This is a genomic window from Winogradskya consettensis (assembly GCF_018332715.1).
Classification (GTDB): Bacteria; Actinomycetota; Actinomycetes; order Mycobacteriales; family Micromonosporaceae; genus Actinoplanes; species Actinoplanes consettensis.
Window position 1 is genome coordinate 1 of the sequence record NZ_BOQP01000063.1, and the last position, 25,753, is coordinate 25,753.

24 protein-coding genes are annotated in these 25,753 nt (G+C 69.4%); 12 read left to right on the top strand and 12 right to left on the bottom strand.

Translation table 11 applies throughout. The features are described from left to right. Positions 1-217 precede the first annotated feature (217 nt). The gene (locus Aco04nite_RS45330; protein WP_213003380.1) at positions 218-1,537 is read right to left on the bottom strand and encodes a S8 family serine peptidase; all 1,320 of its coding nucleotides are present in this window, start codon (positions 1,535-1,537) and stop codon (positions 218-220) included. 230 nt (positions 1,538-1,767) lie between these two features. Between Aco04nite_RS45330 and Aco04nite_RS45335 the strand changes: the two genes are divergently transcribed. The 6 genes from Aco04nite_RS45335 to Aco04nite_RS45360 all read left to right on the top strand — a co-directional run bounded on the left by Aco04nite_RS45335 (position 1,768) and on the right by Aco04nite_RS45360 (position 8,648). Then, positions 1,768-2,118 carry a UBP-type zinc finger domain-containing protein gene (locus Aco04nite_RS45335; RefSeq protein ID WP_213003381.1) on the top strand — a complete coding sequence of 117 codons (351 nt, stop codon included), beginning with the start codon at positions 1,768-1,770 and terminating at the stop codon, positions 2,116-2,118. 102 nt (positions 2,119-2,220) lie between these two features. Further along, on the top strand, positions 2,221-2,430 hold the full coding sequence (locus tag Aco04nite_RS45340) for a PspC domain-containing protein (RefSeq protein ID WP_213003382.1): 210 nt from the start codon (positions 2,221-2,223) through the stop codon (positions 2,428-2,430). 268 nt (positions 2,431-2,698) lie between these two features. After that, complete coding sequence (locus Aco04nite_RS45345) at positions 2,699-3,481, top strand: cyclase family protein (RefSeq protein WP_213003383.1); 783 nt, start codon at positions 2,699-2,701, stop codon at positions 3,479-3,481. Positions 3,482-3,584: 103 nt separating this feature from the next. Then, on the top strand, positions 3,585-5,618 hold the full coding sequence (gene ftsH / locus Aco04nite_RS45350; protein WP_213003384.1) for an ATP-dependent zinc metalloprotease FtsH: 2,034 nt from the start codon (positions 3,585-3,587) through the stop codon (positions 5,616-5,618). A 90-nt stretch (positions 5,619-5,708) separates the two neighbouring features. Then, the gene (locus tag Aco04nite_RS45355; protein ID WP_244876774.1) at positions 5,709-7,835 is read left to right on the top strand and encodes a PAS domain-containing sensor histidine kinase; all 2,127 of its coding nucleotides are present in this window, start codon (positions 5,709-5,711) and stop codon (positions 7,833-7,835) included. A 51-nt stretch (positions 7,836-7,886) separates the two neighbouring features. After that, positions 7,887-8,648, top strand: a complete 762-nt coding sequence (locus Aco04nite_RS45360; protein ID WP_213003385.1) for an SDR family oxidoreductase — start codon at positions 7,887-7,889, stop codon at positions 8,646-8,648. 102 nt (positions 8,649-8,750) lie between these two features. On the opposite strand, the gene Aco04nite_RS45365 is transcribed toward Aco04nite_RS45360, so the two are convergent. Further along, on the bottom strand, positions 8,751-9,596 hold the full coding sequence (locus Aco04nite_RS45365) for an enoyl-CoA hydratase/isomerase family protein (RefSeq protein ID WP_244876775.1): 846 nt from the start codon (positions 9,594-9,596) through the stop codon (positions 8,751-8,753). A 92-nt stretch (positions 9,597-9,688) separates the two neighbouring features. Here Aco04nite_RS45365 and Aco04nite_RS45370 point away from each other — a divergent pair, with 92 nt between their 5' ends. Both Aco04nite_RS45370 and Aco04nite_RS45375 read left to right on the top strand, forming a co-directional pair. Beyond that, complete coding sequence (locus Aco04nite_RS45370) at positions 9,689-10,084, top strand: winged helix-turn-helix transcriptional regulator (RefSeq protein ID WP_213003386.1); 396 nt, start codon at positions 9,689-9,691, stop codon at positions 10,082-10,084. Between the two features lie 65 nt (positions 10,085-10,149). Then, positions 10,150-10,515, top strand: a complete 366-nt coding sequence (locus Aco04nite_RS45375) for an STAS domain-containing protein (protein ID WP_213003387.1) — start codon at positions 10,150-10,152, stop codon at positions 10,513-10,515. A 1-nt stretch (position 10,516) separates the two neighbouring features. Here the strand turns inward: Aco04nite_RS45375 and Aco04nite_RS45380 are convergent, their stop codons facing one another. Continuing rightward, a complete protein-coding gene (locus Aco04nite_RS45380; RefSeq protein WP_213003388.1) occupies positions 10,517-11,380 on the bottom strand; it encodes an alpha/beta fold hydrolase in 864 nt (287 codons plus the stop codon). Positions 11,381-11,500: 120 nt separating this feature from the next. Here Aco04nite_RS45380 and Aco04nite_RS45385 point away from each other — a divergent pair, with 120 nt between their 5' ends. Further along, positions 11,501-13,471 carry a S53 family peptidase gene (locus Aco04nite_RS45385; RefSeq protein ID WP_213003389.1) on the top strand — a complete coding sequence of 657 codons (1,971 nt, stop codon included), beginning with the start codon at positions 11,501-11,503 and terminating at the stop codon, positions 13,469-13,471. Between the two features lie 954 nt (positions 13,472-14,425). Here Aco04nite_RS45385 and Aco04nite_RS45390 read toward each other — a convergent pair. Continuing rightward, positions 14,426-14,983 carry an HDIG domain-containing metalloprotein gene (locus Aco04nite_RS45390; protein ID WP_213003390.1) on the bottom strand — a complete coding sequence of 186 codons (558 nt, stop codon included), beginning with the start codon at positions 14,981-14,983 and terminating at the stop codon, positions 14,426-14,428. 68 nt (positions 14,984-15,051) lie between these two features. After that, the gene (locus Aco04nite_RS45395) at positions 15,052-16,065 is read right to left on the bottom strand and encodes an acetamidase/formamidase family protein (protein WP_213003391.1); all 1,014 of its coding nucleotides are present in this window, start codon (positions 16,063-16,065) and stop codon (positions 15,052-15,054) included. Positions 16,066-16,390: 325 nt separating this feature from the next. Between Aco04nite_RS45395 and Aco04nite_RS45400 the strand changes: the two genes are divergently transcribed. Both Aco04nite_RS45400 and Aco04nite_RS45405 read left to right on the top strand, forming a co-directional pair. Further along, on the top strand, positions 16,391-16,639 hold the full coding sequence (locus tag Aco04nite_RS45400; RefSeq protein ID WP_213003392.1) for a hypothetical protein: 249 nt from the start codon (positions 16,391-16,393) through the stop codon (positions 16,637-16,639). A gap of 147 nt (positions 16,640-16,786) precedes the next feature. After that, the gene (locus Aco04nite_RS45405; RefSeq protein ID WP_244876776.1) at positions 16,787-17,665 is read left to right on the top strand and encodes an LLM class F420-dependent oxidoreductase; all 879 of its coding nucleotides are present in this window, start codon (positions 16,787-16,789) and stop codon (positions 17,663-17,665) included. A 442-nt stretch (positions 17,666-18,107) separates the two neighbouring features. Here the strand turns inward: Aco04nite_RS45405 and Aco04nite_RS45410 are convergent, their stop codons facing one another. From Aco04nite_RS45410 to Aco04nite_RS45425, 4 genes are all read right to left on the bottom strand, one after another. Then, on the bottom strand, positions 18,108-19,244 hold the full coding sequence (locus Aco04nite_RS45410) for an acyltransferase family protein (RefSeq protein WP_213003393.1): 1,137 nt from the start codon (positions 19,242-19,244) through the stop codon (positions 18,108-18,110). A gap of 78 nt (positions 19,245-19,322) precedes the next feature. After that, positions 19,323-19,742 carry a response regulator transcription factor gene (locus Aco04nite_RS45415; RefSeq protein ID WP_213003394.1) on the bottom strand — a complete coding sequence of 140 codons (420 nt, stop codon included), beginning with the start codon at positions 19,740-19,742 and terminating at the stop codon, positions 19,323-19,325. Between the two features lie 284 nt (positions 19,743-20,026). After that, positions 20,027-20,191, bottom strand: coding sequence for a hypothetical protein (locus Aco04nite_RS45420; protein WP_213003395.1), 165 nt, complete (start codon positions 20,189-20,191; stop codon positions 20,027-20,029). A gap of 137 nt (positions 20,192-20,328) precedes the next feature. Beyond that, a complete protein-coding gene (locus Aco04nite_RS45425) occupies positions 20,329-20,679 on the bottom strand; it encodes a winged helix-turn-helix transcriptional regulator (protein WP_213003396.1) in 351 nt (116 codons plus the stop codon). 87 nt (positions 20,680-20,766) lie between these two features. On the opposite strand from Aco04nite_RS45425, the gene Aco04nite_RS45430 reads away from it, so the two are divergent. After that, a complete protein-coding gene (locus tag Aco04nite_RS45430; RefSeq protein WP_213003397.1) occupies positions 20,767-21,492 on the top strand; it encodes an alpha/beta fold hydrolase in 726 nt (241 codons plus the stop codon). Between the two features lie 41 nt (positions 21,493-21,533). Here the strand turns inward: Aco04nite_RS45430 and Aco04nite_RS45435 are convergent, their stop codons facing one another. The 3 genes from Aco04nite_RS45435 to Aco04nite_RS45445 form a co-directional block, all read right to left on the bottom strand. Beyond that, positions 21,534-22,889: a PQQ-dependent sugar dehydrogenase gene (locus Aco04nite_RS45435; RefSeq protein WP_213003398.1), complete on the bottom strand. Its 1,356-nt coding sequence runs from the start codon at positions 22,887-22,889 to the stop codon at positions 21,534-21,536. A gap of 8 nt (positions 22,890-22,897) precedes the next feature. Then, complete coding sequence (locus Aco04nite_RS45440) at positions 22,898-23,422, bottom strand: cupredoxin domain-containing protein (protein ID WP_213003399.1); 525 nt, start codon at positions 23,420-23,422, stop codon at positions 22,898-22,900. A gap of 1,772 nt (positions 23,423-25,194) precedes the next feature. Then, on the bottom strand, positions 25,195-25,753 hold a 559-nt coding region (locus Aco04nite_RS45445), incomplete at its 5' end, for a hypothetical protein (protein WP_213003400.1).

The window sequence follows — 25,753 nt, forward strand, 5'->3', positions numbered from 1 at the left end:
AGCGCCCAGCGCCCAGCGCCCCGAATGATGAGCTCTGTGCCCAGCACCCCGTGACTGGCACAAGCCCGGCACCGGAAAGCCCCGTCACCCGCCGCTACCGCAACCGGTAGATCCCTGGCTCGCAAGCCACTGTGACCGGCAGTTCCATCACCGGCAAGCCCCTTGACCGGCCTTGCCGTGACGGGCTCCGTGGCGGGCTCCGTGGCGGGGTTGAGGGCTAGCCGACCTTGATGGTGTTGGTGATGGTGGTTTTGGTGCCGTCGGCGGCGGTGCCTCGGATGGTGAGGGTGCCGGTTTTTGCTGATTGGACTGGGGTGATGAGGCGGGTGGCGGTGCCGGCTCGGCTGACGCGGGCGGTGCCCAGGGCGACGGTTTTGCTGATGAAGATGTTTTTTCGGGGGTAGCGGTACGTCTCCGTGACGGTGACGTTGGTGCCTGGTTTGAAGGCGGCTGCGTGGACGGTGATGCGGGTTCGTTTGGTGACTTTGAGGCTGGAGATGGTGACGGTGGGGACGTTGTTGGAGACCAGGGCGTAGGGGTTGACGATGCCTGCGCCGTATTGGGCGTCGGGTCCTGGTTCGCCGGCGTCCTGGGCGGTGGCGGTGAGGGCCTGGCGGACCTGGACGGCGGTGGAGGCGGGGTGGGTGGCTCGGTAGAGGGCTACGGAGGCCGCGACTTCGGGGGAGGCCATCGACGTGCCGGATTTGTAGATGTAGCGGCCTGTTTTGGCGTCCAGGCCGTAGATACCGGTGCCGGGGGCGGCGATGTCGGCGACGCCGCTGGTGTTCGAGTAGGCGGCGACGGTGCCGTTCTGGTCGATGGCGGTTACGGCGATGGCGCCCGGGGAGGAGGCCGGCCACAGGGCCTGGTTTCCGGTGGTTCCGTTGTTGCCGGCGGCGACGACGACCGGGACGTTGTGCTGGGTTGCGTAGGCGACGGCGGGGTCGTAGACCTCGGAGTAGTCGCCGGCGGCCGAGATGTTGATGACCGTGGCACCGTGGTCGACGGCGTAGACGATGCCGGTGGCGATCGCGGTGGAGGTGCCGGCTCCGTCCTTGTCGAGGACGCGGACGGGGAGGATCTGGGCGCCCGAGGCGAGACTGGCGACGCCCTTGGCGTTGTTGGTGACGGCGGCGGCGATGCCGGCTACGTGGGTGCCGTGGCCTTCGGGGTCGGTGCACCCGTCGCCGGCCGGGTCCAGGGCGTCACCGACGAGGTCCGTGCCCAGGTCGCAGCGGACCTGGCCGGGGGCGAAGTCCTCGTGGCCGGCGTACACGCCGGTGTCGACCACGGCGATGAGCTGGCCGGTCAGGTCGACCGCGGGCAGGTCGTCGGAGCGCAGGACGTCCAAGGCCCACTGCAACGGCCGGCTCGGGTCGTCAGGGGTCGCAGCTGTGCGTACCCGAGCTTCTGTGGCGTGGCCCGCACTGCCGGGGAGCGCATCGGCCCGGCGCCGCTCCTCGGCCGCGGTCCTGGCCTTGACCTCGACGAACGTGGGCCTTCCCGTGGCATCGACGAGCTGTGCGAGCGTGGTCACCGTAGCGCCGTCGGCGACGGCAGGGGCCGGGCCGGCAAAGGCAGGGCCGGGGGCGGCTAAGGCCGTGACGCAGGCCACTGCGAGCGCTGGGACAAGAATCACCGATGGGGTACGCACGACTGAGTTATCGGCTCCCACCGGCACCAGCGCCAGGTTTTCCCGCGTTTCCGGCGCCGGAGTGGGCAACTAACACCCCAGCGGCACCCAGCCGACCTGGAAGACTGGGCGGCATGAAGAGTGAATTCGGGATCCGGCCCGATGTCCCGCCGTCGGGTACCGGCTGCGTCGAGTGTCTCGCGAGCGGTGGATGGTGGTTGCATCTGCGGCGCTGCGCCGAGTGCGGGCACATCGGCTGCTGTGACACCTCCCCCTCGCAGCATGCGACCGCCCATTTCAAGGAGACCGGGCACCCGGTGATCCGGTCCTTCGAGCCCGGGGAGAGCTGGTTCTACAGCTACGAGACCGACGATGCCGTGGCTGGTGAGCACCTCGCGCCCCCGCAGCACCACCCGCTCGAGCAGACGGTTCCGGGGCCTGAGGGGTCCGTGCCCGGCGACTGGCGTCAGCACCTGCACACCTGAGGATCTCAGGGTCGGATCAGGGACGGATCCCGATGTTTCTGGGGTACGCGGACGCCCACTCTTGAGAGGTCAGCACAGTGAGTGACCCGAAGGGCAGCGACCATGAACTCGTTCTCCGATTCGATGACCCGTCAGGGCCTGGTCCGGCCGCGTGAGGGCCGCGTCCTCGGCGGTGTGTGCGCGGGGCTGGCGCAGCGCTTCGGCATCGACCCGTGGCTCGCACGCGCCATCTTCGCGGTGACCCTGCTCGTGATCCCCGGCAGCCAGTTCCTGATCTACCCGCTGCTCTGGATCCTGATGCCGTCCGCCTGACCGTCACGAGCCGGCGGCAGGCGGGCCTGACGGATACCAGCCGGCAGGCCCGGCAGACAAAAACCCGCGGCCAGCCGGCGGGCCCGACGGAGAGACCCGCGCCAGCCGGCGGAACAAAGATTCGGCGGGCCCCCGGCGGGCCCGCCGAAGAGAGACCCGCGGCCTGACGGAACAGAGGCCGCGGCCCGGCGGCAGGGTCCGCGGTGGTGGCGCACCGCAGACGCGGATCGGGACGTGCGGAGCCGCGTACCGGTCTAGGGTGCGGGGTATGTGCACCCATTCGCTGAGCCGGCGCGCTGCCCTGACCGGAGCTGCTGCCGCCGTCGGGGGGATGGCCTTCGGTGCGCCGGCGGCCGCGTCAGCAAAGCGGGGGCTTGCCGATCTGACCTACCCGATCACCACGGCGTTCCCGCCGTTCGCGGATGGTGAGGAGGCTCGCCGCAGCGCGTACACCACGATTGCGGATGACGGCTATTACATGCAGGAGTGGCGTCTCGTCGAGCATACCGGGACCCATGTGGACGCTCCCGGGCACTTCACCGAGGGCGGCAGGCTCTCGACCGACCTCACCCCCGACGAGCTGGTCACGCCGGCCGTCGTGGTGGACATCGCGGGCAGGGCGGCGGAGAACCCCGACGCTCAGGTCACGGTTGCCGACCTCAGGGCCTTTGAGCGACGGTACGCGAAGATCCCACGCGACGCCGCGGTGCTGATGTACTCCGGCTGGGGCGTGAAGTCCGGCTCGAAGGACGCGTACCGTGGCACCGACGCCGAGGGTGTGCTGCACTTCCCCGGTTTCAGCGCGGACGCCTGCGAGTGGCTGCTGGAGAAGCGGCACATCCGCAGCCTCGGCGTCGACACGCTGAGCATCGATCCGGGCGACTCCGAGGAGTTCCCGGTGCACGTGACGCTGACCGGCGCCGACCGTTACGGTCTCGAGAATCTCGCGAATCTGAGTTCCCTGCCCCGGCACGGCGCCACGATCATGGTCGGGCTGCTGCCGTTCGAGCAGGGCTCCGGCGGACAGGCACGGATCTTCGGGATGTGGTGATCAGCCACCGGTCCGGCGTACGCCATGGGTGTGTCGAACATCGGTGAGTATCGCGGATCACGAGGGCGAGCCGACGCACGGGTGGCAGCGCTAGTCTCGCGTCATGACGTCCCCGAAGGACCCTTCTCCCCCACCGCCCTGGAAGGTGGAGGGCCACCCCGGCGGTGCGCCCGGCACCCCGGCGCCCAAGCAACGCCCGGCCTGGATGCGGTTCGGGTGGCTGCTGCTGGCGCTGCTCGCCGTCAACTGGATCGTCTCGTCGTTCATCCTGGCGCCGCCGGAACGCACCGCGGTGTCGTACACCTACTTCCTCACCCAGGTGGACGCGAAGAACATCGGTGACATCACTTCGACCGGGGACACCATCGAGGGCAGCCTGAAGGCGGAGGCCTCCTACACGCCGGTCGGCGAGAAGAAGGCCGAGAAGGTCACCCGGTTCACCACCCAGCGCCCGTCGTTCGCGGACGACAGCCTGTTCACGAAGCTGCAGACCGACGGTGTGCAGGTCAACGCGAACCCGCCGGACGCGCCCGCGCCGATCTGGCAGCAGCTGCTCGTCGGGTTCGGGCCGACGCTGCTGCTGGTCGGGCTGCTGATCTGGTTCCTGCGCCGCGGTGCCGCCGCGGCCGGTGGCGGTGGCATCGGCGGGTTCGGCCGGTCGCGCGCCAAGCTCTACCAGCCCGACACCACCACCCGTACGACGTTCGCCGACGTCGCCGGGATCGAGGAGGTCGAGCAGGAGGTCACCGAGATCGTCGACTTCCTGCGTGAGCCGGAGCGCTACCGCAAGCTCGGCGCGCAGATCCCGCACGGCGTGCTGCTGTCCGGCCCGCCCGGCACCGGCAAGACGCTGCTCGCGAGGGCCGTGGCCGGCGAGGCGCAGGTGCCGTTCTTCTCGATGTCGGCGTCCGAGTTCATCGAGATGATCGTCGGGGTCGGCGCCAGCCGGGTCCGTGACCTGTTCGACCAGGCCAAGAAGGTCGCGCCGTCGATCATCTTCATCGACGAGCTGGACGCGATCGGCCGTGCCCGCGGCGGCGCCCAGTCGCTCGGCGGCAACGACGAGCGCGAGCAGACCCTCAACCAGATCCTCACCGAGATGGACGGCTTCACCGGCAGCGAGGGCGTGGTCGTGCTGGCCGCGACGAACCGCCCCGAGATCCTCGACAAGGCGCTGCTGCGGCCGGGCAGGTTCGACCGGAGGGTCACGGTCAGCCCGCCCGACCTGGACGGGCGCCGCAAGATCCTCGAGGTGCACACCCGGGGCGTCCCGCTCGGCCCCGACGTCGACCTCGCGGCGATCGCCTCGACGACCCCCGGCATGGTCGGCGCCGACCTGAAGAACCTCGTCAACGAGGCAGCCCTGCTCGCGGCGCGGCGCAAGCACGAGACCGTCATCGGCGCGGACTTCAGCGACGCGCTCGAGAAGATCGTCCTCGGCACGGTGCGCGGCATCCTGCTGACCCAGGACGAGCGCCGCCGCACGGCGTACCACGAATCGGGTCATGCCCTGCTCGGCATGCTCACCCCCGGCGCCGACCCGGTCCGCAAGATCTCGATCATCCCGCGTGGCCAGGCGCTCGGCGTCACGTTCCAGAGCCCGTCCACCGACCGCTACGGCTACTCGGCGGAATACCTCAAGGGCCGCATCATCGGTGCGCTCGGCGGGCGCGCGGCCGAGGAGGTCGTCTTCGGCGACATGACCACCGGTGCGGAGAGCGACCTCGACCAGGTCAGCAACATCGCCCGGCAGATGGTGGGCCGCTGGGGCATGTCCGAGGCCATCGGCCCGGTGACGGTGCTGCCCCCGCCGGGCAGCGAGTCCCCGCTCGGTCTCGACGGCGTGGCCCCGGCCACCAAGGAGCTGATCGACGCCGAGGTCCGCAAGATCGTCGAGGAGTGCTACGCACAGGCGCTCAGCCTGCTCGGCTCCCATCGCGACCAGCTGAGCCGGCTGGCGGAGCGGTTGTTGCAGTCCGAGACCCTGGACGAGGACGACGCGTACGCCGCCGCGGGCATCGAACGCGACAAGGCACCCGGTGCCGTGGCCCGTGGCGAGGTCCCCGGCACCGCACCCGCTCCGGGGCTGCCACCGGTGACGGTTCGGGACGAGGACGGCGTACCCATCGCGAAGTAGATTTTCTGGAAAGCGCATTTTCACCACAAACTTCGCAAAACTCGCCTAACGTCCCTCAGTGAGGGCAGGCGGCGAGAAGTCGGAGCTGACGTGGATGCTGAGCTGGACTACCGGCGGCTGTTCGAGTGCGCACCGGTCGCACTGCTCGCGATGGCTCCGGACCTGACGATCGTCGCGGCCAGCGACTTCTATCTGACGGCGACCGGCGTCAGCCGGGAAATGATCATCGGCCAGAAACTCTTCGACGTGTTCCCCGACGATCCCACGGACCCCGACGCTTCCGGGGTCGACAACGTGGGTGGGTCGCTGAGACGGGTACGCGAGCAGCTGGCCATCGAGGTCATGCCGATCCTGAGGTACGCCGTGGCCGGGCACGACGACGAGTTCACGAACCGGTACTGGGCGGTGGTCAACGCGCCGGTGCTCGGGCTCGACGGTGACCTGACGTTGCTCGTGCAACGGGCCGACGACGTCACCGACTACGTACGCGCGAAGCTCGGGGACGTCTCCCAGCAGGACCTCGCGGACGCGCTGCGGCCGGCGTTCCATGCCGAGTCGGGGGTTTTCACGCGGCAACGCCTGCGGGAGCAGAACCAGACCCTGCTGGCGGTCCTGAACAGCCTCGACACCGCCGTCGTCGGCTGCGACCGCGAGGGCCGGGCGGTGCTGACGAACCGCAGCGCCCGGGAGCTGTTCGCGCTGCCCGACCACACGGAACCGGTGGACCACTGGGCCCGGCGGTACAGCGGATTCGTCTTCTCCGACGCGGTCGGCAACGTTCTCGCCCACGACGACCTGCCCACCCAGATGCTGCTGCGCGGCGAACCCGTGCACAACATGCTGATCGTCGCGAAGGCCGACGGCGTCACCGCTCGTACGCTGCGGGTCCACGGGGAACCGGTCACCGATGGCGGCCGGCTCGCCGCCGTGATCGCCATACACGAGATCACCCGGGCGAAACGCGCCGAGAAGCTCAAGGAATGCGAACGGCTGATCGCGCACCTGCTGTCCAAGCCCGAACCGCCCGACCATCTGCTCAAACAGGCCGTGGAACTCATCGGCGACATGCTCGGCTGGACGATCACCGAGTTCTGGACCGTCGACGCCGTCGGCGAGATCCTGCGCCGCAAAGCCCTCTGGTCCGGCACCGTCGACAATCCGGATCTGCCGGACCGGCTCCACAAAGGAATCGGCATTCCCGGCAAGGCCTGGGCCGTCACGGATCCGATCTGGACGACCGACCTCGCCGCCGACCCGGCCGCGTTGCAGCAGACCGCGCAGTGGCTGCCGCTGCGATCCGCGCTCGCGGTTCCGCTGCCCAGCGGGAGCATCGTGCTCGGCGTGCTGGTCTGCTACAGCGACAACTTCGAGACCCCCGACGACATGCGCACCGCCGTCATGACGGGCATCGCCGCACATCTCGGTGAGTTCCTCGAACGCCGGCGCGCCGAACAGTACGCCGCCGAGCTCGAAGCCACGCGGGACGAGTACATCGCGCTCGTCGGGCACGAACTGCGTACGCCGCTGACCGCCATCCAGGCCTACACCGACATGATGCGCACCGACCCCGACCTCTCCGCCGAGGAGCGCGGGCAGATGCTCGACGTGATGCACCGGCGCGCCACGGACCTGCACACCCTGATCGCGAAGCTGCTCGACGTCGCGGGCACCCGCTCCGGGCACATCGCCCTGCAACCCCGGCGCATGGATCTGGCGGAGATCGCCCGGGAGGCGGCCGACAACGCCCGCGCCGGCAACTCCGCCGTGAACATCGACCTCACCGCGCTGCCGCTGGTCCCGATCGACGGTGACCCCGAACGCCTCCGGGAGGTCATCGACGAGCTCCTGCGCAACGCCCTGACCTGGGCCCCGCCGGGCAGCACCGTCGGCATCGTCGTCCACGCCGACGAACACACCGCGGTGCTGTCGGTCACCAACACCGGCGCCCGCATCCCCGCCGACGAGCACGTGCGCATCTTCGACCTGTTCTACCGCACCGGCGACAGCCTGCACCACGGCCTGCCCGGCACCGGTCTGGGCCTCACCCTCGCCCGGGCCATCATCGAACAGCACGGCGGCAACCTCACCGTCAGCGAACCCGACGAGGCCGCAACCACCTTCACGATCTACCTCCCCGCCGGCAGCGGCACCACCCATCATCCCGCGCACAGTCCGGGTGCATCCCTCAGCTCCCCGAAAGTCATCCCGGCGGTCTGACGCGCCTTAAATCGTTTGCCCGGCAGGGGGCCGTCGGCCAGGATCCTGGCCATGACAGACCCTTCCCGGCCGGTAGTTCTCATCACCGGCGTCGGCCGGACGGTCGGCATCGGCGCGGGGATCGCCCGTCAGCTCGCGGTCTCCGGCTGGGACATCGCGTTCTCCTACTGGCTCCCGTATGACGAGCGCATGGCCTGGGGCATCGAGGCCGGCGCGGCGGAAGCCATCAGCGCTGCGCTCGCCGCGGAGGGCGCCGCCGTTGCCGCGATCGAGGCAGACCTGGCTGACACGTCCGCCCCAGCCGCGATCTTCGACGAGGTCGAACGAAGGCTGGGCCCGGTCACCGCCCTGGTGATGTGCCACGCCGAGTCGGTCGACTCCACGATCCTCGACACCACCATCGACAGCTTCGACCGGCACTTCGCCGTCAACGCCCGGGCGACGTGGCTGCTGATCCGCGAGCACGGCCGCCGGTTCCGCGGCGCGCACGGCGCCGGGCGCATCATCGCCCTCACCAGCGACCACACCGTCGGCAACCTGCCGTACGGTGCCAGCAAGGGCGCCCTGGACCGGATCACCCTCGCCGCCGCCCACGAGCTGGCGCATCTCGGCATCAGCTCGAACGTCGTCAACCCCGGCCCCATCGACACCGGCTGGATGAGCGACCCGATCCGGCAGAGCGGCATCCGGCAAACCCCGCTCGGCCGTCTCGGCACCCCCCAGGACACCGCCCACCTCGTGGACTTCCTGTGCTCACCCCAGGGCCAATGGATCAACGGTCAGCTCCTGCTCAGCAACGGCGGCTTCGCCTGACTCGGTCCGCCGCCCTCGCCGCTGATCTGCGCCCGCACTCGTCGCGCACACCCTCTCTGGCGTCCTAGGAGGCTAGTTCACCGGCCTGACCCTGCGGCCTTCTTACGCCGGCAGGTGCCGGAGGAGGCCTTCCAGGTCGCGCTCGCCTTCGCGGGTCTGGGCGCCGTGGGCGAGCCCGCCGCCGATCAGCCGGGCCGCTGCCGGACGACCGATCAACCCTGCCCAGGCGTCGTGCTCGCGCAGCAGCCCCTCCCCCGGATCCGCGGGGACGATGGCTCGCTTGGCCGCCTCGATCACTCCGGCAGGGAGCGCCGCGATATTGCGGGCGAGCCGGTCGACGAAGGCGTCGAGCTCGTCGGCGGGAAGCGCCCGGTTGATCCAGCCGTAGCGCTCGGCCGTCTCCGCGTCGAAGAGATCGGCGCCCAGCACCACTTCCAGCGCGCGGTTGCGGCCGACCCGGCCGGCGAGGTACTGCGTGCCACCGCCGCCGGGGACGATGCCCATCAGCGCCTCGACCTGGCCGAGCCCGGCATGCCCGATCGCGGCGAACGCCATGTCCGCCGCGGCGACGAACTCCGCCCCGCCGCCGCGGGCCTTGCCGGCCAGCTTGACGATCGTCACCTGGGGCTGGTGGCGCAGCAGCTCCCCCACGGCCTGGAAGACGTTGACGCCTTCCGGGGCGGAGGCGGCCAGGCCGGCGAGGCTGTCGGGGGTGACGGTCATGTCGACGTGGGCGATGAAGAATTCCGGGTCGGCGCTGTCGAAGACGATCACCCGGATCTCGTCGTCGTCATGCAACGCCGTCAGCAGGTCGTGCAGGTCGGTCATGAGCGCGACACCCAGGACGTTGACGGGAGGGTTATCGAGGGTGACGCGGGCGATACCGGGTTCGCGGTTCACGTGCAGGGTGGCGTACATGATGATTATCGGTCCGTATCTGGTAGGCATCTAAGTTCCTGATGTATACCTACGGTGCGGCTCCGGCCGATCGGGGTCAATAACGCACTTCAGGCATCGCAAGGATCACGGGGGATACCGGTATGCCCACGTCCGACACCGTTTACGGGTCCATCGCCAAGGGCGGCATCGTCTTTCGCGCCGACTGTCCCAGCCGCCCGATCCTCGATCAGATCGCCGACAAGTGGTCGATGATGGTGATGGCGGTCCTGGAGGAGCCACGCCGGTTCAACGAGATCAAGCGCCGCCTCGAAGGCGTCACCCAGCGCGTCCTCACCCAGACCCTGCGACGCCTGGAACGCAACGGCATGATCGAACGCCGGGTCCTGCCGACCGCTCCGATCGGCGTCGAATACTCACTCACTCCGCTGGGTGAATCCCTGCGCGAGCCGTTCGGCCGCCTCTACGACTGGACGGTCGCCCGCGCCGGCGAGATCCAGGCAAGTCAGCGCGACTACGACACCCGGGCAACGGGCTGAGGGACCGGGTGTACGGGACACCGCGTGCCGAGCAGACGATCAAGATCGCGGCTATCCTCGGGCAGATGTCCAGTAACACAATCGTCGCGTACGAGGATGTCACCACCGACGGGCTGCTCACCGCGGTGCTGGAGGGCGATCTCGACCTCGACACCGCCGATGAGGTGCGTGACAGTCTCGCCGCCGCGGCCACCGGCACCGGCTGCCGCTACCTGCACGTCGACGTGGGCCGTCTCGGTTTCATCGATTCGTACGCCCTCGGCGCCCTCGTCAGCGCCCGCAACAGCGCCGCAGCCGCCGGTGTCACCCTGACCCTGACCAACGCGTCGTCGCCGGTGCGCAAGGCCGTGCAGGTGACCGGTCTCGCGCACGTGTTCGGCATGCCCGCCGAGACCGAACCGGCCGAAAAAGCGGGCAGATCCGCGGAGTAGTTCAGGCAGCGTTGCGGGCGATCGCCGCCGTGATCCGCGGCCACAACTCGCGCGGCAGGTCGTGGCCCATCCCCGGGATCGTGAGAAGCGTGGAACCGGGGATCGCCGCGGCTGTCGCCCGGCCCCCGCTCACGTCGATCAGCGGGTCGTCCTCGCCATGGATGACCAGGGCCGGCGCGGTGACCCGGCGCAGGGCCTGCGTACGGTCCGGGGAGGCCAGCACCGCCGCATATTGCCGCAGCGTCCCCAGGGGCCGGTAGGCCCGGTCGTATTTGGCCGCCGCACGCGCGGTCAGGTATTCCTCCGTCGCGGGGAAACCCGGCGAGCCGATCACCCGCGAACCCGCCACACTGCCCGCGATGACCTCCTCGCGGCTCGCCGACGGCGGGCGGCCGATCACCGCGGCCGCCTCGGGGCGCGGCCGCCCGACCGAGAGGTCGCCGGTCGTGGACATGATGGAGCACAGGCTCGCGACCCGGTCCGGGTAGTCGATGGTGAGCTGCTGGGCGATCATCCCGCCCAGCGAAGCCCCCACCACGTGGGCACGCTGCACGCCGAGCGTGTCGAGCAGGCCCGCCGCGTCCGCCGCCAGATCCGCGATCAGGTAGGGCGCGGAGGAACGGTCACCGCCCATCAAGGCGGGGATATCGGGTACGCCGGAATCGTCGAGGGCTGTCGAAAGTCCCGCGTCCCGGTTGTCGAAGCGGATCACGTGGAAGCCGTACGCGGCGAGCTGTTCGGTGAACTCGAGCGGCCAGTCCGTCAGGTGCGCCCCAAGCCCCATCACCAGCAACAATGCGGGCGCCGCAGGATCTCCGAGGGTCTCGTAGGCCAACTCGACGCCATTGGTTCTCGCGACCGGCACGTTCTCCCCTTTTCCCGCGTACACATGGACGTTCACAGCATTTCAGATCTTGACCGGAAGCATCGACAGGAGTTGGGTGGCTCATACAGTTACACCTCTCATTGAGGGAGAACCCGGAAGATGCTGATCCCTTCAACACTGAGGTACCGGATCACGGCAGTCGTCGCGGTGGGCGCGGCAGCCGTCTCGGTCCTCGGCGCGGCGCCCCCGGCGTCGGCGCGCCCCGGACGGCACACCATCAGCGGCAGCAAGCCGAAATGGATCGCCCGGGCCCAGCAGGCCGGCACCCCGGCCGCCGCCAGCACCATCCAATTCGGCCTGCTGCTCGCCATGCGCGACCAGGCCGGCGCGGAGTCGTTGCTCGCCGCACTGTCCGATCCGAGCAGTGCGAGCTACGGCAAATGGCTCACCGGCACCCAGTTCGCGTCGCGCTACGCCCCCGCCGCAGCCGACGTAAAATCCGTGTCGTCCTGGCTCACCGGCCAGGGCTTCCAGCTGCGCGACACCCTCGCCGGCGGCCTCTACGTCGAGGCGTCCGGCACCACTGCGCAGATCAACAAGACCTTCGGCACCACGGTGCGTGACTACACGTACGAGGGCAAGACGGTGCACGCCAACAGCACCGACCTGTCCCTGCCGGAGGACGCCCCCGCCGTCGTCACCGGGCTGCTCAGCGGCGTCATCGGGATCGACCAGGGCTCGCTGCTCAAGGAGCCCGCCGACACGCTGCCCCCGCCCGGAGCCGGCTTCCGCGCGGCGACGCCGTGCTCGTCGTACTACGGCGAGAAGACCGCGACGACGCTGCCCAAGGCCCCGGACGGCAAGAAGGCGCCCTACGTCGTCTGCGGCTACACGCCGAAGCAGTACCAGGAGGCGTACGGTGCCACCGACCAGATCAAGAAGGGTCTGGACGGCAAGGGCGTAACGGTCGCCGTCACCGACGCCTACGCGTCGCCGACGATCGTGCAGGACCTCGCCAAGTACAACAAGAAGTACGGCCTGCCCGCCTTCAAGCGGGGCCAGTTCAGCCAGATCACACCCCCAGCCGACGGCTACGCCTACACCGAGGAATGTGACGCGGCCGGCTGGTACGGCGAGCAAACCCTCGACATCGAGGCCGTCCACGCCATGTCGCCAGGTGCCAACATCGTCTACGTCGGCGGCACCGACTGCGTCACCGGCCTCGACGAGGCCTGGGCCGAGACGATCGACAACCACGTCGCGGACATCATCACCAACTCGTGGGGCTCCGGCACCGACGACATCGAGCTCCTCGGCGCGGACGCCGTCAAGTTCTACCAGCAGTTCTCCCTCGAAGCAGCCCTCACCGGCATCACGGTCGACTTCTCCAGCGGCGACGCCGGCGACCAGACCGCCGGCGGCACCGACCTCGCCGCCAAGTCGGTCAGCTTCCCCTCGGACCTGCCCTTCGTCACCAGCGTCGGCGGCACCAGCGTCGGCATCGACAAGAAGAACAACCGGGTCTGGGAGTACGGCTGGCAGAACGCCTACCAGAGCCTCAGCAACAACGCTTGGGGCGCCTCGGCGTACAGCTCCGGCGGTGGCGGCGGCACGAGCATCCTGTTCGAGCAGCCGTTCTACCAGAAGGGCAAGGTGCCCGCCTCGATCTCCAAGTACTTCTCCGCCACCCCGGCGCGCACCACCCCCGACATCTCCATGCCGGGCGACCCCAACACGGGCTTCCGAGTCGGCCAGACCCAGCAATTCCCCGACGGCACCTACTACGACGAATACCGGATCGGCGGCACGAGCCTCGCCTCCCCGCTGCTCGCCGGCCTCCAGGCGGTAGCGAACCAGAAGGCGCACCACGCGCTGGGCTTCGTCAACCCGCTGTACTACGCCGAACTCGGCACCTCCGCCCTGAACGACATCAAGGCCCCGAAGAAGGCCGTCTACGAGGCACGCGCCAACTACGTGAACTCGGTCGACCCCTCCGACGGACGGGCCTACATCCTGCGGCAGGTCGACGTCCAGACCACCACCATCCACAGCACCCCGGGCTACGACGCCGAAACCGGCGTCGGCGTCCCCGGTGAAAAGTTCTTCTCCGCGGCCCCCAGCCGCTGGTAACGAAACCCGGGCGAGGCCTACCAAGGCCTCGCCCGGCCTCGTTCCCCGCACGTCTCCCTGGCCACACCAGGCCGGCCGATTACTCAACGATCCGCGCCGATCGGTCTCCGCGCTAACACCGGTGCGGTTCCAATCGGCCGCCGCGCTGATGCCGATGCCGATGCCGATGCCGTTCCGACCGACCGCCGCGCTGATACGGATGCGGTTCCTACCCGCGGTCGTCCTGACACCGATGCGGTTCCCACCCGCGGTCGTCCTGACACCGATGCGGTTCCCACCCCCCGGTCGTCCTGGCGCCGATACGGTTCCGGTTCACGCCGTGCGCTTTCCGTACCCGCGTGATTCACTGTTGCGGTTTCCACTGTGATGCGGTGCTGCGGCTCCCGCCGTGACGCGGTGCTGCCGGGTCATCCACGCCGCTGCGCGATCACCGGCGCCTGACTGCCATTACGTAGCCTCCGGCTATCCCCGCCGAAGTTGGGCAGCCACCGGCCATCTCGCCTTTGCACAGCCACTGGGGCCTTCACCACCGTTGCGCAACCGTCGAGCCGTCCCGCCGCTTCCGCCCGAGCAGGGGTGGTCGCCGCCGTTGTCGTGGCATGCCGCCGCCGCAGCAGTCACCCCTAGCCGTCGCAAAGCAGCAACCTTCGCCCAGCCGCAGCCGCCCAGCCGTCGTCGCACAGCTGCACCCGCCCAGCCGCCCAGCCGTCGTCGTACAGCTGCCGCCGCCGTCACACAGCCGCGGTTCTCGCACAGCCGCCCAGCCGCAGTTGCCGAGTTGTCACGGCCGCAGCCAACGCAACCGGCTGGTCGCAGCCATAGCCGCAGCCCGTCGCCGCCGGCTGGTCGCAGCCGCGGCCCGTCGCCGACAGGTAGCAGTCGGCACGCCGTAGCCGACAGGTCGCGGCCGGCGGGCGTGGGTCAGCGGTGGCGCGGGCAGGCTTTTCGCGGGGGTCAGTGGGTGACGCGGAGCAGGCTTTCCACGCGGGTGGCGGCTTCGAGGAGGTATGGGCCTCGCAGGTGGTCGACCTTGGCGTTCACCGAGTCGGGGCCGTGGCGGAGCAGCATCTCTTCGTGCCGGGCGGCTGGGGTGACCCGGAGACCGGTGGGACCGACGGTCTGGTCGGCGTAGGTGAGGGTGTCGAAGAGCAGACTGTCCTCGTACGGGTACGCCGCGAGATGCTCGCCCAGGCCCCGCGCCGCCGCGACGAAGCGGGCGCCCGAGTGATGGGCGACCTGGGCCGCCACCGAGAGGGGCCAGCCGCGACCGGCCAGGTGGTCGGCGCCGTCGAGCGGGTGGAAGCCGGTGACCTTGATCCGGGCCGCGTAGCCGATGTCGTGCAGCCAGGCAGAGGCGACCAGCGTGTCGTGGTCGAGGCCGAGGCTGTCCGCAAGCTCGCCGGCGCGGTCCGCGACGCCCGCCGTGTGCAGCCACCGGTTGCCCATCGAAGCGAGCAGGTCGTGGGCTACCTCCCGGGCGGCGGTGACGAAGGCCCGCGTCTGAACGCTCATGAACGGATCGTGGCCCGCTCAGATGAACAACAGTTGAATGAGATCTTGCCCGGGACTGAACCACCCTGTCACCGCCCTGAGAGATAGTGCCGCGCGGTCGCGCGCAGCCGTTCGTGCACCCCGTCGTAGGCGTTCGCGGACCCCAGGTAACGCTTCGCCACCTTCGCGAGCATCGTGTAGTTCGGGTCGCAGACATTGCCCACGGGCGCTTCGCCCGCCTGACTGATCAGCTGGTAGGCATCGAGAGGATCCAGCCCCGTGAGACCCGCCGACCAGGTGACCAGGTCGTGCTGGCTGATCCGGTAGGCGTCCTCGAGCGGGCGCGCCGATCCGACCGCCATCAGTGCGTCGTCGGTCTCCAGCCGTGGCGTCGGCGTCACGGCGCCCTTGACCAGGTCGACGATCACGACGGTGTTCATCGCCGCCTCGATCCCGCTGCCGCAGACCTCGCCGTGCCCCTGTCGGCAGTGCCCGTCACCGAGGGCGAACATCGCCCCCGGCACATTGACACCGAAGTACGCGGTGACCCCGGCCCGCAGCTCAGGCGTGTCCATGTTCCCGCCGTGCACGTCGGGCACGAGGGTCATCCTGACTTCGCCGGCAGCGGGCGCCACTCCGGCCGTACCGTGCATGGGTTCCAGAGGCAACTCCACGCTGAAGTCGCCGCGCCGGGCCCGGTAGCGAACGGTCCTCGCGGCCACATCGACGTCGTAGCGCCACACCACCTCGTCGAGCGGCGGCTGCAGGGTGGCCGTCGCATGAGTGCCGGTCAGCGCACCGAAGTGCGGAAACGTCGACGAGATCGCCCAGTCCCGGGCAGGCACGATCTCGACGAAATGCACGGCCAGGGTGTCACCCGGCTCGGCGCCCTCGACGTGGAACGGACCTGTCACGGGGTTGAGGTAGGGGAACTCGCACACCTTCGACGGCAGGTCACCGACCTCGCGGACCTGCCCGCCGTAGCAGTCCTCGGTGTAGAGCTCGAGCACCGCCCCCGGAGCGACGCGCCGCACGGCCGCACGCCCGCCGAACGTGTATGCGAAATCGCCGGGCTCGGGCCGGTAGCTGACGACATCGGTCATGAACGCCTCCTTCTGAGATCCAGCCCACGCGGGCCGCGTCCCGATCAGTCTTGCGTCTCCCCTTACTGGACACGCAAGAGTGGACGCAGGACGGAAAAGGGAGCGAGCATGAAGTTCTTCGATCTTTTGCCGGTTGGCGGAACGCGCGGGCCGATCGGTGCGACGGGCAGGCCGATCGGCGTACGGGTGGCATCCGATCTTTCGTTTGTCGCGCACCTTGTGCATATGCACGTGCATGAGCCCTTGCAGAACCGGTTGAGCAGGGAAATGCTGGGTGGCAAGCGGCGCGGCCACCGCAGGCGGCGCCGGACAAGCGGGAGCGTGGATGGACCGGAATCGTGGCCCTGTGGGCCCGGTCAGTTGCTTCGCCGAGCCGGATTACCGCTTCGGCGCCGGCCCACTCTGGATGCGGGTGGAGCGGGTCGACTGGAACCGCCCGGTTCGCTACGACGAGGACAACTGGTACGAGGTGGACGGCGTCGAGACGACCTCGGAGGGCCGGGAGATAGGCCGGCGCCAGGCCCTGGTCCGAGCCCGCAGCCTCGGAGCTTTACGGCGCAACGCACGCCCCTGATCACCCGCGCCAGGGTGCCCCGGCCCCGGCAGGCTGCCCGACTGCCCGGCCCCGGCAGGCGGCCCGGCTGCCCGGCTGCCCGGCCCCGGCGGGCTTGACCGCAGCGCCGCTGGAGCCCGGTGGGAGGCGGCGTGGTTGCATCTGATCATGATTAATTTCGGTGTCTTCGTCCCGCAGGGCTGGAAGATGGACCTGGTCGAGATCGCCGACCCGGTGGAGCAGTACGAGGCGATGACCGACGTCGCGCGTGCCGCTGATGCCGGGCCGTGGGACTCGGTCTGGGTCTACGACCACTTCCACACCGTGCCCGAGCCGACCGTCAACACGACCTTCGAGGCCTGGACCGTCACGTCGACGCTGGCCCGCGACACGAGCCGGGTCAACATCGGCCAGATGGTCGGGTGCAACGGCTACCGCCAGCCCTCCCTGTACGCCAAGATCGCCTCCACCGTGGACGTGGCCAGCCGGGGGCGGCTGTACGCGGGTCTCGGCGCCGGCTGGTACGAGCACGAATGGAAGGCCTACGGCTACGAGTGGAAAGAGGTCCCGCAGCGGATGGGCGAGTTCCGGGAGGCCGTCGAGATCGTGCACAAGATGTGGACCGAGGAGCGCCCGGTCTTCACCGGTAAGCATTACTCGATCGACGGCCCGATCAACGAGCCGAAGGGTGTCCGCAAGCCGCACCCGTCCTTCTGGCTCGGCGGCGGCGGGGAGAAGGTCACGCTCAAGCTGGTCGCCCAGTACGCGGACGCCTGCAACGTCGGCGGCGGCGACCCCGAGGTGATCCGCCACAAGCTCGCCGTGCTGAAGGACCACTGTGACCGTCTGGACCGCGACTACGACCGCATCATCAAGTCGACCGGCCTGGAACTGGATCTCGCCGCGTCGTCAGCCGGCACCATCGCCCGGATCGAGAAGATCGCCGAGGCCGGCGCCGACTACGTGATCGTCTACATCCCCCGCGTCGCCTACGACCACGAGCCGATGCACCGATTCGCCCAGGAGGTGATCCCCCACTTCGCCTGAGACCCGTTCCCTGAAAACACCTTTCGCCTGAGGGCGCGTGATCTCAGAAGGGCGCTCTCAGTGGGGTTGCCTCAATGGGTTGCCCGCAGTGAGAGTTCCCGCAGTGCGGGCGCCCTCAGTGCGGGCGCCCTCACTGCGGGAACTCTCACTGCGGGAACTCTCACTGCGGGCGCACTCTTTGCGGGAACTCTCACTGCGGGCGCTCTCAGGAGAAGGCGCTCCCGGGGGCCCTCGGGAAGGGGCGCTCCCGGCTGGCGCTCTCAGGAAGGGGTGCTCTCACAAGAGATCACCGTGAGGACAACTCACCCCAGAACATGGCCGCGCCAGTTACCGCCGATGATGTGCCGCAGGAACACCTCCCGCAGTACAGGCACCGGCAGAACGGGTCATCGCCAGAACGGGGCCCGACAGAACTGACCGTTTCGGAGCGGGGCCGGGTCGTTCACCGGAGGCCGGTCCGGGTGAGGGTGGTTGGTGCGACGGCGGCCTGGGTGAGGCGGAGGGCCGGTTTGGGTGCGATGTACGCGTGCCGGGGCCGGGGCACCGGCCACGGGCGCAGTCGTGCGGGGCGTTTGGCGGCGAGGTCCTCGACCCAGCCCAAGACCAGTACTGCCGTAGTGAGGAGGGTGACGGCGATCGCGGAGAATACGAGGTAGATCAGGGCGCCCTGGCCTGCGTCCCAGAGCATGATCCGGTCGCCTATGAGGATGGCGACGGTGATCACCACGTTGTGCCAGAGGTAGATGGTGACGGCTCGGTTGTTCAGAGCGGCGACGATGCGCTGGGCCAGTGGCATGCGGGCGAGCCAGCCCATGGCCGGGCTGACCCGGAGGAGGGCCAGGACGAAGCCCATGGAGTAGAGCGCGTGGGCGAGGGGGAACGGTACGAGGTCGAGGCCGCCGGGGCCGGGGTGCTCGATGACCCAGCCGAGGCTGATCAGGGTGCAGGCGGCGACGAGGGTGGCGACCAGGGCGGGGTGCAGTTTGCGCAGGTCGCCGTCGCGGTGGGCGAAGCCGAGCAGCCAGCAGGGCAGGAAGGTGAGGACGTAGCCGATGGTGCGTACGGCGTTGTTGCCGGTGGCCAGCGGTTCGGTGTGCAGCAGGGCGAGGGCGATCAGCGGGACGGCGATCGTGAGCAGTCGCTGGCTGCGGTAGAGGCGCAGGAGGAGCGGTGACAGCAGGACCAGCCAGAGGTACGTGGCCAGGTACCAGAGCACGCCGGCACCTTCCGCGCCGACGTCACCGATGCCGTGGCTGGCGGGTGGTGTGGCCAGAGGCACGACCCAGAGCAGCAGCCCGGGCCACGACGGCCGGTGCGCCCAGCCGGCGATCAGCATCAGCGGCACCAGGATCAGGCCCATCACCCAGAGCGCGGGCAGCAGCCTGCGGACCCGCCCGCGGATCACGGTGGTGCCCGCGGAGCGGTCGAGGGAGCTTGCCATCAGCGAACCGCCGAGGGCGAACATGACGCCCATCGACGGGAACACCAGCGCCAGGACGGCGTAGTGGAACGCGTGGTAGGCCACGACGCGGACGATCGCCACCGCACGCAGCGTGTCGAAATAGCGATCCCTTGCCACCGGCGCTCCTGCACTTTCAGGTTGATCAAACTAACCGACAGTAGCGGAATGCCGAGGGCCGCTCCTGGCCCGAACGGCTCATGAAAAGGAGCGGGCGAGCAGGGCGCGTACCCGTCTGAGCAGCTCGTTCGGGCTGAACGGCTTGGTCAGGTAGTCGTCCGCGCCGATGGCGAACCCGAGGTCGATGTCGTACGGGCGGGCCCGCGCGCTGAGGATGAGCACCGGGATGTCCGCCGTCGCCCTGGAACGGTGAATCGCGTGACAGACGGTGAGCCCGTCGAGGCCCGGCATCGACACGTCGAGGATCATCAGACCGGGCAGGACCTGCTCCGCGAGGTCGAGCGCCCGCTGCCCGTCCGGCACGGTCAGCGTCCGGTAGCCCGCCCCGCGCAGCTTGAAGGCGACGAGGTCACGGATGTCCTCGTCGTCGTCGGCGACCAGGATGCTGGGCGGCGCGGGCGGGCGAACCCCGTCCCAGACCAACGCGTGCTGCTGCATGGAGATGCTCCTCTCGAATGGCGCCCCCATCGACACCCGCCGGGCGCATCCGAGCGGACCCCAGGTTGCATCACCGGAGCACCCTGCACCCCGGCCGGCCCACCGGGCAACACTCCAGTGCGGCAGCCCGACCAGCAACACGCCCGGGACCGCGGCCGACCCGGCGATCCGGGCGGCCAGCTGACCGCCCGGCGCCCCGGCAAGCCGGGCGGCCAGCTCACGGCCCGGCGCCCCGGCAAGCCGGGCGGCCAGCTCACGGCCCGGCGCCCCGGCGTATCGGGCGGTCAGCTGACGGTGACGCCGTCGGCGACCCGGTCCCACACCGCGGCCGGGAACGAGTGGCCCATTGCCGGGTAGACCTCGGATCGCGCCCGGGATGCGGCGGGCGAGTGCGCGGCGGCCGGGCGTACGGTCGGGTCGTCGGCGCCGTTGATCAAGAGTGTCGGCACGGAGATCTCGCCCACTCGCGGGGTCCGGCTCGTCCGGCATGGAGCCCACTCCCCTCGTCGGCCACGCCCTGCTTGCGGGTCCGAGCGGGAACACAGGTACGCGAGCCGGGGAGTTCGACGTACGGGTCGCCCGAAACTCAGGCCGGTGCATCCCCGGCACGGGCGTCGTACTCGTCGCGGGCTTCCTGGATCAGAGTCAGGTTCTTGCCGCTCCAGTCCATCAGCGGCGTGGCGGCGTCGAGCATGGCCCTGCCCAGCGGCGTCAGCTCATAGGCGACGTTCGGCGGCATGACGTTGTGCACCGTACGGGTCAGCAGGCCGTCGCGTTCCAGGCTTCGCAGGGTGACGGTCAGCATGCGCTGGCTGATGCCGTCGATGCCACGTTTGAGTTCGGTGAACCGCCGCGGCCCGTCGCCGAGCCGGGAGACGAGCAGCAACGCCCACTTGTCCGCGACGATCGCCTTGCAGCCCTCCACGGTTACCTCCACAGAACCGGGGCACCCAAAAGTGCCTGATTGCGCAGTTCGTGACACCTGCGGAGCATGGTTCCCAGTCCGCTACCGCGAAGGATAATCATGAGCACATTTCTGCTGGTCCACGGCGCCTGGCACGACGGCCGCAGCTGGGACCGGGTCACACCCCTGCTGGCCGCCGCCGGGCACCGGGTCTTCGCGCCGTCCCTCACCGGCCACGGCGACCGGGCCGCTCTGCTCAGCCCCGAGGTCGGTCTCGACACCCACGCCGGCGACGTCGTCCGGCTGATCCTCGACGAGGACCTCACCGACGTGGTCCTGGTCGGCCACAGCTATGCGGGCCTGGTCGTCTCGTCGGCGGCCAACCAGGTCCCCGACCGGATCGCCCACCTGGTCTATCTCGACGCCATGGTCCCCGAGGACGGCGAGAGCGCCGCCGACATCATGCCCGTCACCCAGCTCCTGATCGACCAGGCCGCGCAGACCCCTACCCCCTGGCGGATCCCGCCGCTGCCGGAAATGCCGCCGCCCGCGGGCCTGTTCGGGGTCACCGACCCGGCGGACAAGGCCTGGCTGCGCACAATGATGTCGGACGAGTCGGTCCTCTGCTTCCAGCAACCGGCCCACCTGGACAACCCCGCCCTGGCCACGGTCCCCCGCACCCACATCCACAACGTAGGCGACGCCGCCGGCCGCCTGCCCCGCCGCCCGGTCCCCGCCCTCCAGCCCAACGGCACCCCGTCGCAGGTCCGGGACCTCCCCACCGGTCACGACAGCATGATCACCATGCCGTACGAGCTGGCCGAACTCCTCCTCGAGCTCGCCTGACCGACCGGCGTCCTCGCTCACACACAAGCCCGCCCTCCAACTCAAGCTCGGCTGACCCGGTAGACCGCGCCCGCGTAGTCGTCACTCACGTAGAGCGCGCCGTCCGGACCCTGCACGGCCATGACCGGGCGTCCCCACCGCGAGCCGTCCTCGCCCTGAAAACCGGTGATCAGCGTCTGCTGCGGCCCGAGCGTCCCGTCCCGCCAGGCGAAGAACGACACCTCCGGCGCGCGGGGCGGCTTGCGGTTCCATGATCCGTGTACGCCGACCAGCGCACCCGGACCGTATCCGTCCCCCAGCCCCGGCGCCGTGGCGAAACTCAGCCCGAGCGGCGCCGAATGCGCACCCATCCCCTGCTCGATCGGCGCCAGCGCCGCACAGTCCAGCTTCGACCCGTCGGCGTTGGTCTGCACGTCGCGCACCAGCGGCCGCTGCGTGTAGCTCAACGGCGAGTCCTTCTCGCCCGGCTTCAGATCCGGATCCGGGTTGCAATAAGGCCACCCCAGGTCCCGCCCCTGCGCCAGCCGCGCCAAAGGCTCCAGTGGATGATCGTTGACGTACGTCTGGCTCACCTCGCCCGGATCCGCGGGGTCCTCCATGTTGTCCCGCCCGTTGACCGCCGTCCACACCCCACCGTCAGGATCAACAGCCAATCCAGTCCCGTTACGTACGCCGTGAGCGAACACGCTCGCCGCCCCGCCACCCGCCGGCACCCGCAGAATCGACGCCCGCTCCGGATCGGCGTCCCGATCCGCCGCCGAGATGTTGCCGGTCGACCCTACGGAAACGTAGAGCGCACCGTCCTGTCCCACGGCCACGCTCTTCAGCGCGTGCGCGTATGCACCGCCCAGCTCCGGGCTCTTGGCGTCGGGCAACCCGTCCAGCACCACGCGTTTGCCGGCGACGGCCCCATCCGCGTACTCGAAGCTGTCGACCTGGTCGCTCTCCGCCACGAACAACGTGTCGCCCTGGAAGGCAAGCCCGTGCGGCTGGTTCAGCCCGTCCACCAGGGTCCGCTGACTCGGCGCGGCATCCCCCTGCCCCGGAACCAGCTCGACGACGTCCCCACTCTTGGGCCGCGAGACCAGCAACCGCTTGTCCGGCGTCCACGCCAGCAACCGGGCCCCCGCCACCCGCGCCCACACGCTCACCGTCCACCCGGGCGGAGCCTGCACCTGCCGCTCCCGGTCGAACGGAGCCGAGCCCGTCCCGTCGAGCGGCCGCACAGCCGTACCGACAAGAGCCGGCACCGAAGCTGAAACCGAGCCGACCCCCGACGAAGGCGCCACAGTCGCCCGCAGTGCACCCCCGGCAGCCCCCACCGGCTCGTCGGCAGAACAAGCGGCCAGCGCGAACGTCAATCCGCCGGCCATCACAGCACGCACGACTGTCCTCATGGACGCCCTCACCTGCCCTTGACCGTGACGACCACCCGAGCATCCGGATGCTGAACACTGGCACACACGTACCGCCCCGGCTTGTCGATGGCGAGAACCTGCGTCTCACCCTTCTCCAACCGCGAATTATCCCCGTTCCCCCCAGGATCGGGCGTACACATCACGGTCTGCGGACCCCCCGACCGGTTCACCACGGTGAAATTCTCGGTCGCCACCACCGACACCTTCGCGGGCGAAAAGGTGTTCTTCCCGGTCACGGTCAACGTGGGCTCCGGAGTGCCACACCCGCTCTCCCCCGCCACCGTGAGCTTCAGAACGGCCCGATGCGCACCCGTCACCGTGAACGACCCCACCTCAGGAAACTGGATCACCTGCCGCTCATCCACACCGAGCACACTCGTCACCATCCCCGCATCCGGCTCCGAAACCAGCGCATGAACCCGCCCCGACCTGTTCGTGATCGCCAGAAACCCCCCACGCTGAACGGTCACCTCCCCCGGGCTGAACGAATACCCCCGCGTCGAACTCCCCACCACCGCCACCTTCAACGCCTGGGTGCAGTCCGCACTCCCCCGCCCGGCCCCTGCTGCGCCGTTCCCCGTGGCCCCGTCTTCCGTGGCCCCAGCCTTCGTGGCGTTGCCTTCCGTGGCGCCGTCTTCCGTGGCGCCGGCCTGACGTGATCCCCCCGCCACATTCTTCTGGTCGACACCACCACCCGTAGCCGGCGCACAAGCGGTCACCGCGAGCAACGACACCACCACCCACCCGACCAACCCAGCCCTTGAACCTCGACGCACCACGCCACCCTCCCCCACCCCGGCAGCCAGCACCCCAGCCGCGAACCACTCACCGCAGCAGATACGTCCCCCACCACCCGTCAGTTCAACGGATTCCACCTCCATAACAAACAAGCCGGCCCTGCCCTATTCCATAACCGCGCACAAACAACCACCCGACCTCCCATTCCACAAGGCCGAGCCTGCGCCTCTCGAACAATATCCCTGCCGCCCTCCACAACGCCCTCAATGTCGCCCAGCTCACGTCACCCTGAGCAATTGTTTCGTGACATCGAATTTGGCATGATCAAATACCGATCGGAGTGGAACGATCATGCTGCGGAGGAGGATGATCTGGCGCATGGGGCAGTTGCAGATGTTCACTCCGGCCCAGGTGTCGGCAATGCGCGACCGAACACGGTCCCGCAACTATTCACCCACCCGAGACGCCTTCCGCCACGACCACCAACACCGCCGCGCCTGGGGCAAATACCGCCTGCACACCCGACGCCTCCACGGGCTACGCGCCGCACAGGGAAACCCCGCCCTCCACAGCACCAGCGGAATCCCCTGGGACGACATCCTCGCCACCGTGACACCCCCGCCACCACAGCGCCCAACACCCTCACCACAGCCAGCACCCTCGCGCCCACGTAACCCTGTGGCGCAAACCGCACCCCCGCGCCCCTCGCCCCAGACCGCGGCCCCGTGTCCGCCGAGCCTTACGCCAACACCCGCACCATCACGAGCGCCAGTCCCGACGCCGGCCCGGCTGTTCCACCCCTCGCCCCCACCGCAGTCGTCGTCATTGCAGCAGCAAACACCGACGCCAACACCCGTGCCCGAATCACCCCCAGAGCCAGCCCGGGCGCCGGTCCAGATGCCCCGAACCCCGCCTCCACCAGGGCGATCGCCATGGCCACAGAAGACCCCGGCACGCAGGCCGGTAGCAGCACCCCCGCCGCTACCACTACCGCCACAGGGAGCGACACCTCCGCCGGCACGGCCACAGAAAGCGACACCACGGCTTGCGTCGAGGGCGGACGCCCCGGATCCAAGGCACGCGGCTCAGCACGCGCCGGTCCAGGGGGTGCGATTCACGGCGGAGGATCTTCCCCCGGACCGGGGTTCCTTGCACGTCACGGTTCAGATCGATCGACCTGGATCGGACCCAGCCCGGAGCGGGCAAAATCGGGGACGCCCCAGGACGAGGCGGAGCAGATCCAGACGGACGCGGGGCTGCCGGGAAGCCATCGCGCAGGACACCTGCATGGCAATACGCGTATGGCCGATTCCAAGGAAGCGCCATCCCGTAACGATAGAAACAACAAGGGCGTCGCTGGAACAATTCAGGCGACGGAATATGCTCACGGCAATACGGTCATCAAAAAGGCCGTCGCATTTGTTGCGGATTTTGGAGTTATATTTGGCCGAATGGGTTCCGCCGTGATTTCGATATTCCTGATTCGCCGCATCGTTCCATCGAGGGTTAGGTGGCGGGAACGATGGCGTGTCAATGCGCACGGCGGTCAGGGGGTTGTGCGGGTCCGGGTGATGATTGCGGCGGCTGAGGCGACTATTCCGGTTAGGCCTGCTGCGGTTAGTAGCCATAGGCCTGATCCGATGCTGAAGTGCAGGGATGCCGCCAGGGATGCGGTTAGGCCGAAGGGGTCGGGTTCGGTTGTTCGTGGGACCAGGGTGGCTTCTGCGTGTCTCAGGGCGGTGATCTTGGAGGCGGCCAGGACGGCGATGCCCAGGGCTGCGGTTCCGGCGAGCCAGTCGGCGAGGGTCGGCAAGCGGTGGTTGCGCAGGCGCAGGGTGGCGTGAACGACCAGGGCCAGGCCCAGAAGTGCGGTGATCGCGCCGGCAGGGCCGTCGGTGCCGCTGGCTGTCATGGTGCCGAAGAGGGGTGCGGTCACGGTCGCCCACGGCAGGAGGGTGCCTACCAGTGCGGCGATGCCTGCGCCCAGGGCCAACCATGCCGAAGCCGGTCGCGAAGGGGATGCGGGCGCGGAGAGGACGACAGGCCCCGAGGCAGCAGGCCCCCAGGCGGCAGGCGCGGAGACAGGGCCCGAGACCGCAGGGCCA

Excerpts from the sequence above, each read along its gene's own strand:
- Aco04nite_RS45385 (WP_213003389.1), top strand. The coding sequence starts at position 11,501 with ATGCTGATCCCTTCAACACTGAGGTACCGGATCACGGCAGTCGTCGCG.
- Aco04nite_RS45390 (WP_213003390.1), bottom strand. The coding sequence starts at position 14,983 with ATGAGCGTTCAGACGCGGGCCTTCGTCACCGCCGCCCGGGAGGTAGCC.
- Aco04nite_RS45405 (WP_244876776.1), top strand. The coding sequence starts at position 16,787 with ATGATTAATTTCGGTGTCTTCGTCCCGCAGGGCTGGAAGATGGACCTG.
- Aco04nite_RS45400 (WP_213003392.1), top strand. The coding sequence starts at position 16,391 with ATGGACCGGAATCGTGGCCCTGTGGGCCCGGTCAGTTGCTTCGCCGAG.
- Aco04nite_RS45345 (WP_213003383.1), top strand. The coding sequence starts at position 2,699 with ATGTGCACCCATTCGCTGAGCCGGCGCGCTGCCCTGACCGGAGCTGCT.
- Aco04nite_RS45365 (WP_244876775.1), bottom strand. The coding sequence starts at position 9,596 with ATGCCTACCAGATACGGACCGATAATCATCATGTACGCCACCCTGCAC.
- Aco04nite_RS45435 (WP_213003398.1), bottom strand. The coding sequence starts at position 22,889 with ATGAGGACAGTCGTGCGTGCTGTGATGGCCGGCGGATTGACGTTCGCG.
- Aco04nite_RS45370 (WP_213003386.1), top strand. The coding sequence starts at position 9,689 with ATGCCCACGTCCGACACCGTTTACGGGTCCATCGCCAAGGGCGGCATC.
- ftsH (WP_213003384.1), top strand. The coding sequence starts at position 3,585 with ATGACGTCCCCGAAGGACCCTTCTCCCCCACCGCCCTGGAAGGTGGAG.
- Aco04nite_RS45360 (WP_213003385.1), top strand. The coding sequence starts at position 7,887 with ATGACAGACCCTTCCCGGCCGGTAGTTCTCATCACCGGCGTCGGCCGG.
- Aco04nite_RS45375 (WP_213003387.1), top strand. The coding sequence starts at position 10,150 with ATGTCCAGTAACACAATCGTCGCGTACGAGGATGTCACCACCGACGGG.
- Aco04nite_RS45340 (WP_213003382.1), top strand. The coding sequence starts at position 2,221 with ATGAACTCGTTCTCCGATTCGATGACCCGTCAGGGCCTGGTCCGGCCG.
- Aco04nite_RS45395 (WP_213003391.1), bottom strand. The coding sequence starts at position 16,065 with ATGACCGATGTCGTCAGCTACCGGCCCGAGCCCGGCGATTTCGCATAC.
- Aco04nite_RS45415 (WP_213003394.1), bottom strand. The coding sequence starts at position 19,742 with ATGCAGCAGCACGCGTTGGTCTGGGACGGGGTTCGCCCGCCCGCGCCG.
- Aco04nite_RS45430 (WP_213003397.1), top strand. The coding sequence starts at position 20,767 with ATGAGCACATTTCTGCTGGTCCACGGCGCCTGGCACGACGGCCGCAGC.
- Aco04nite_RS45335 (WP_213003381.1), top strand. The coding sequence starts at position 1,768 with ATGAAGAGTGAATTCGGGATCCGGCCCGATGTCCCGCCGTCGGGTACC.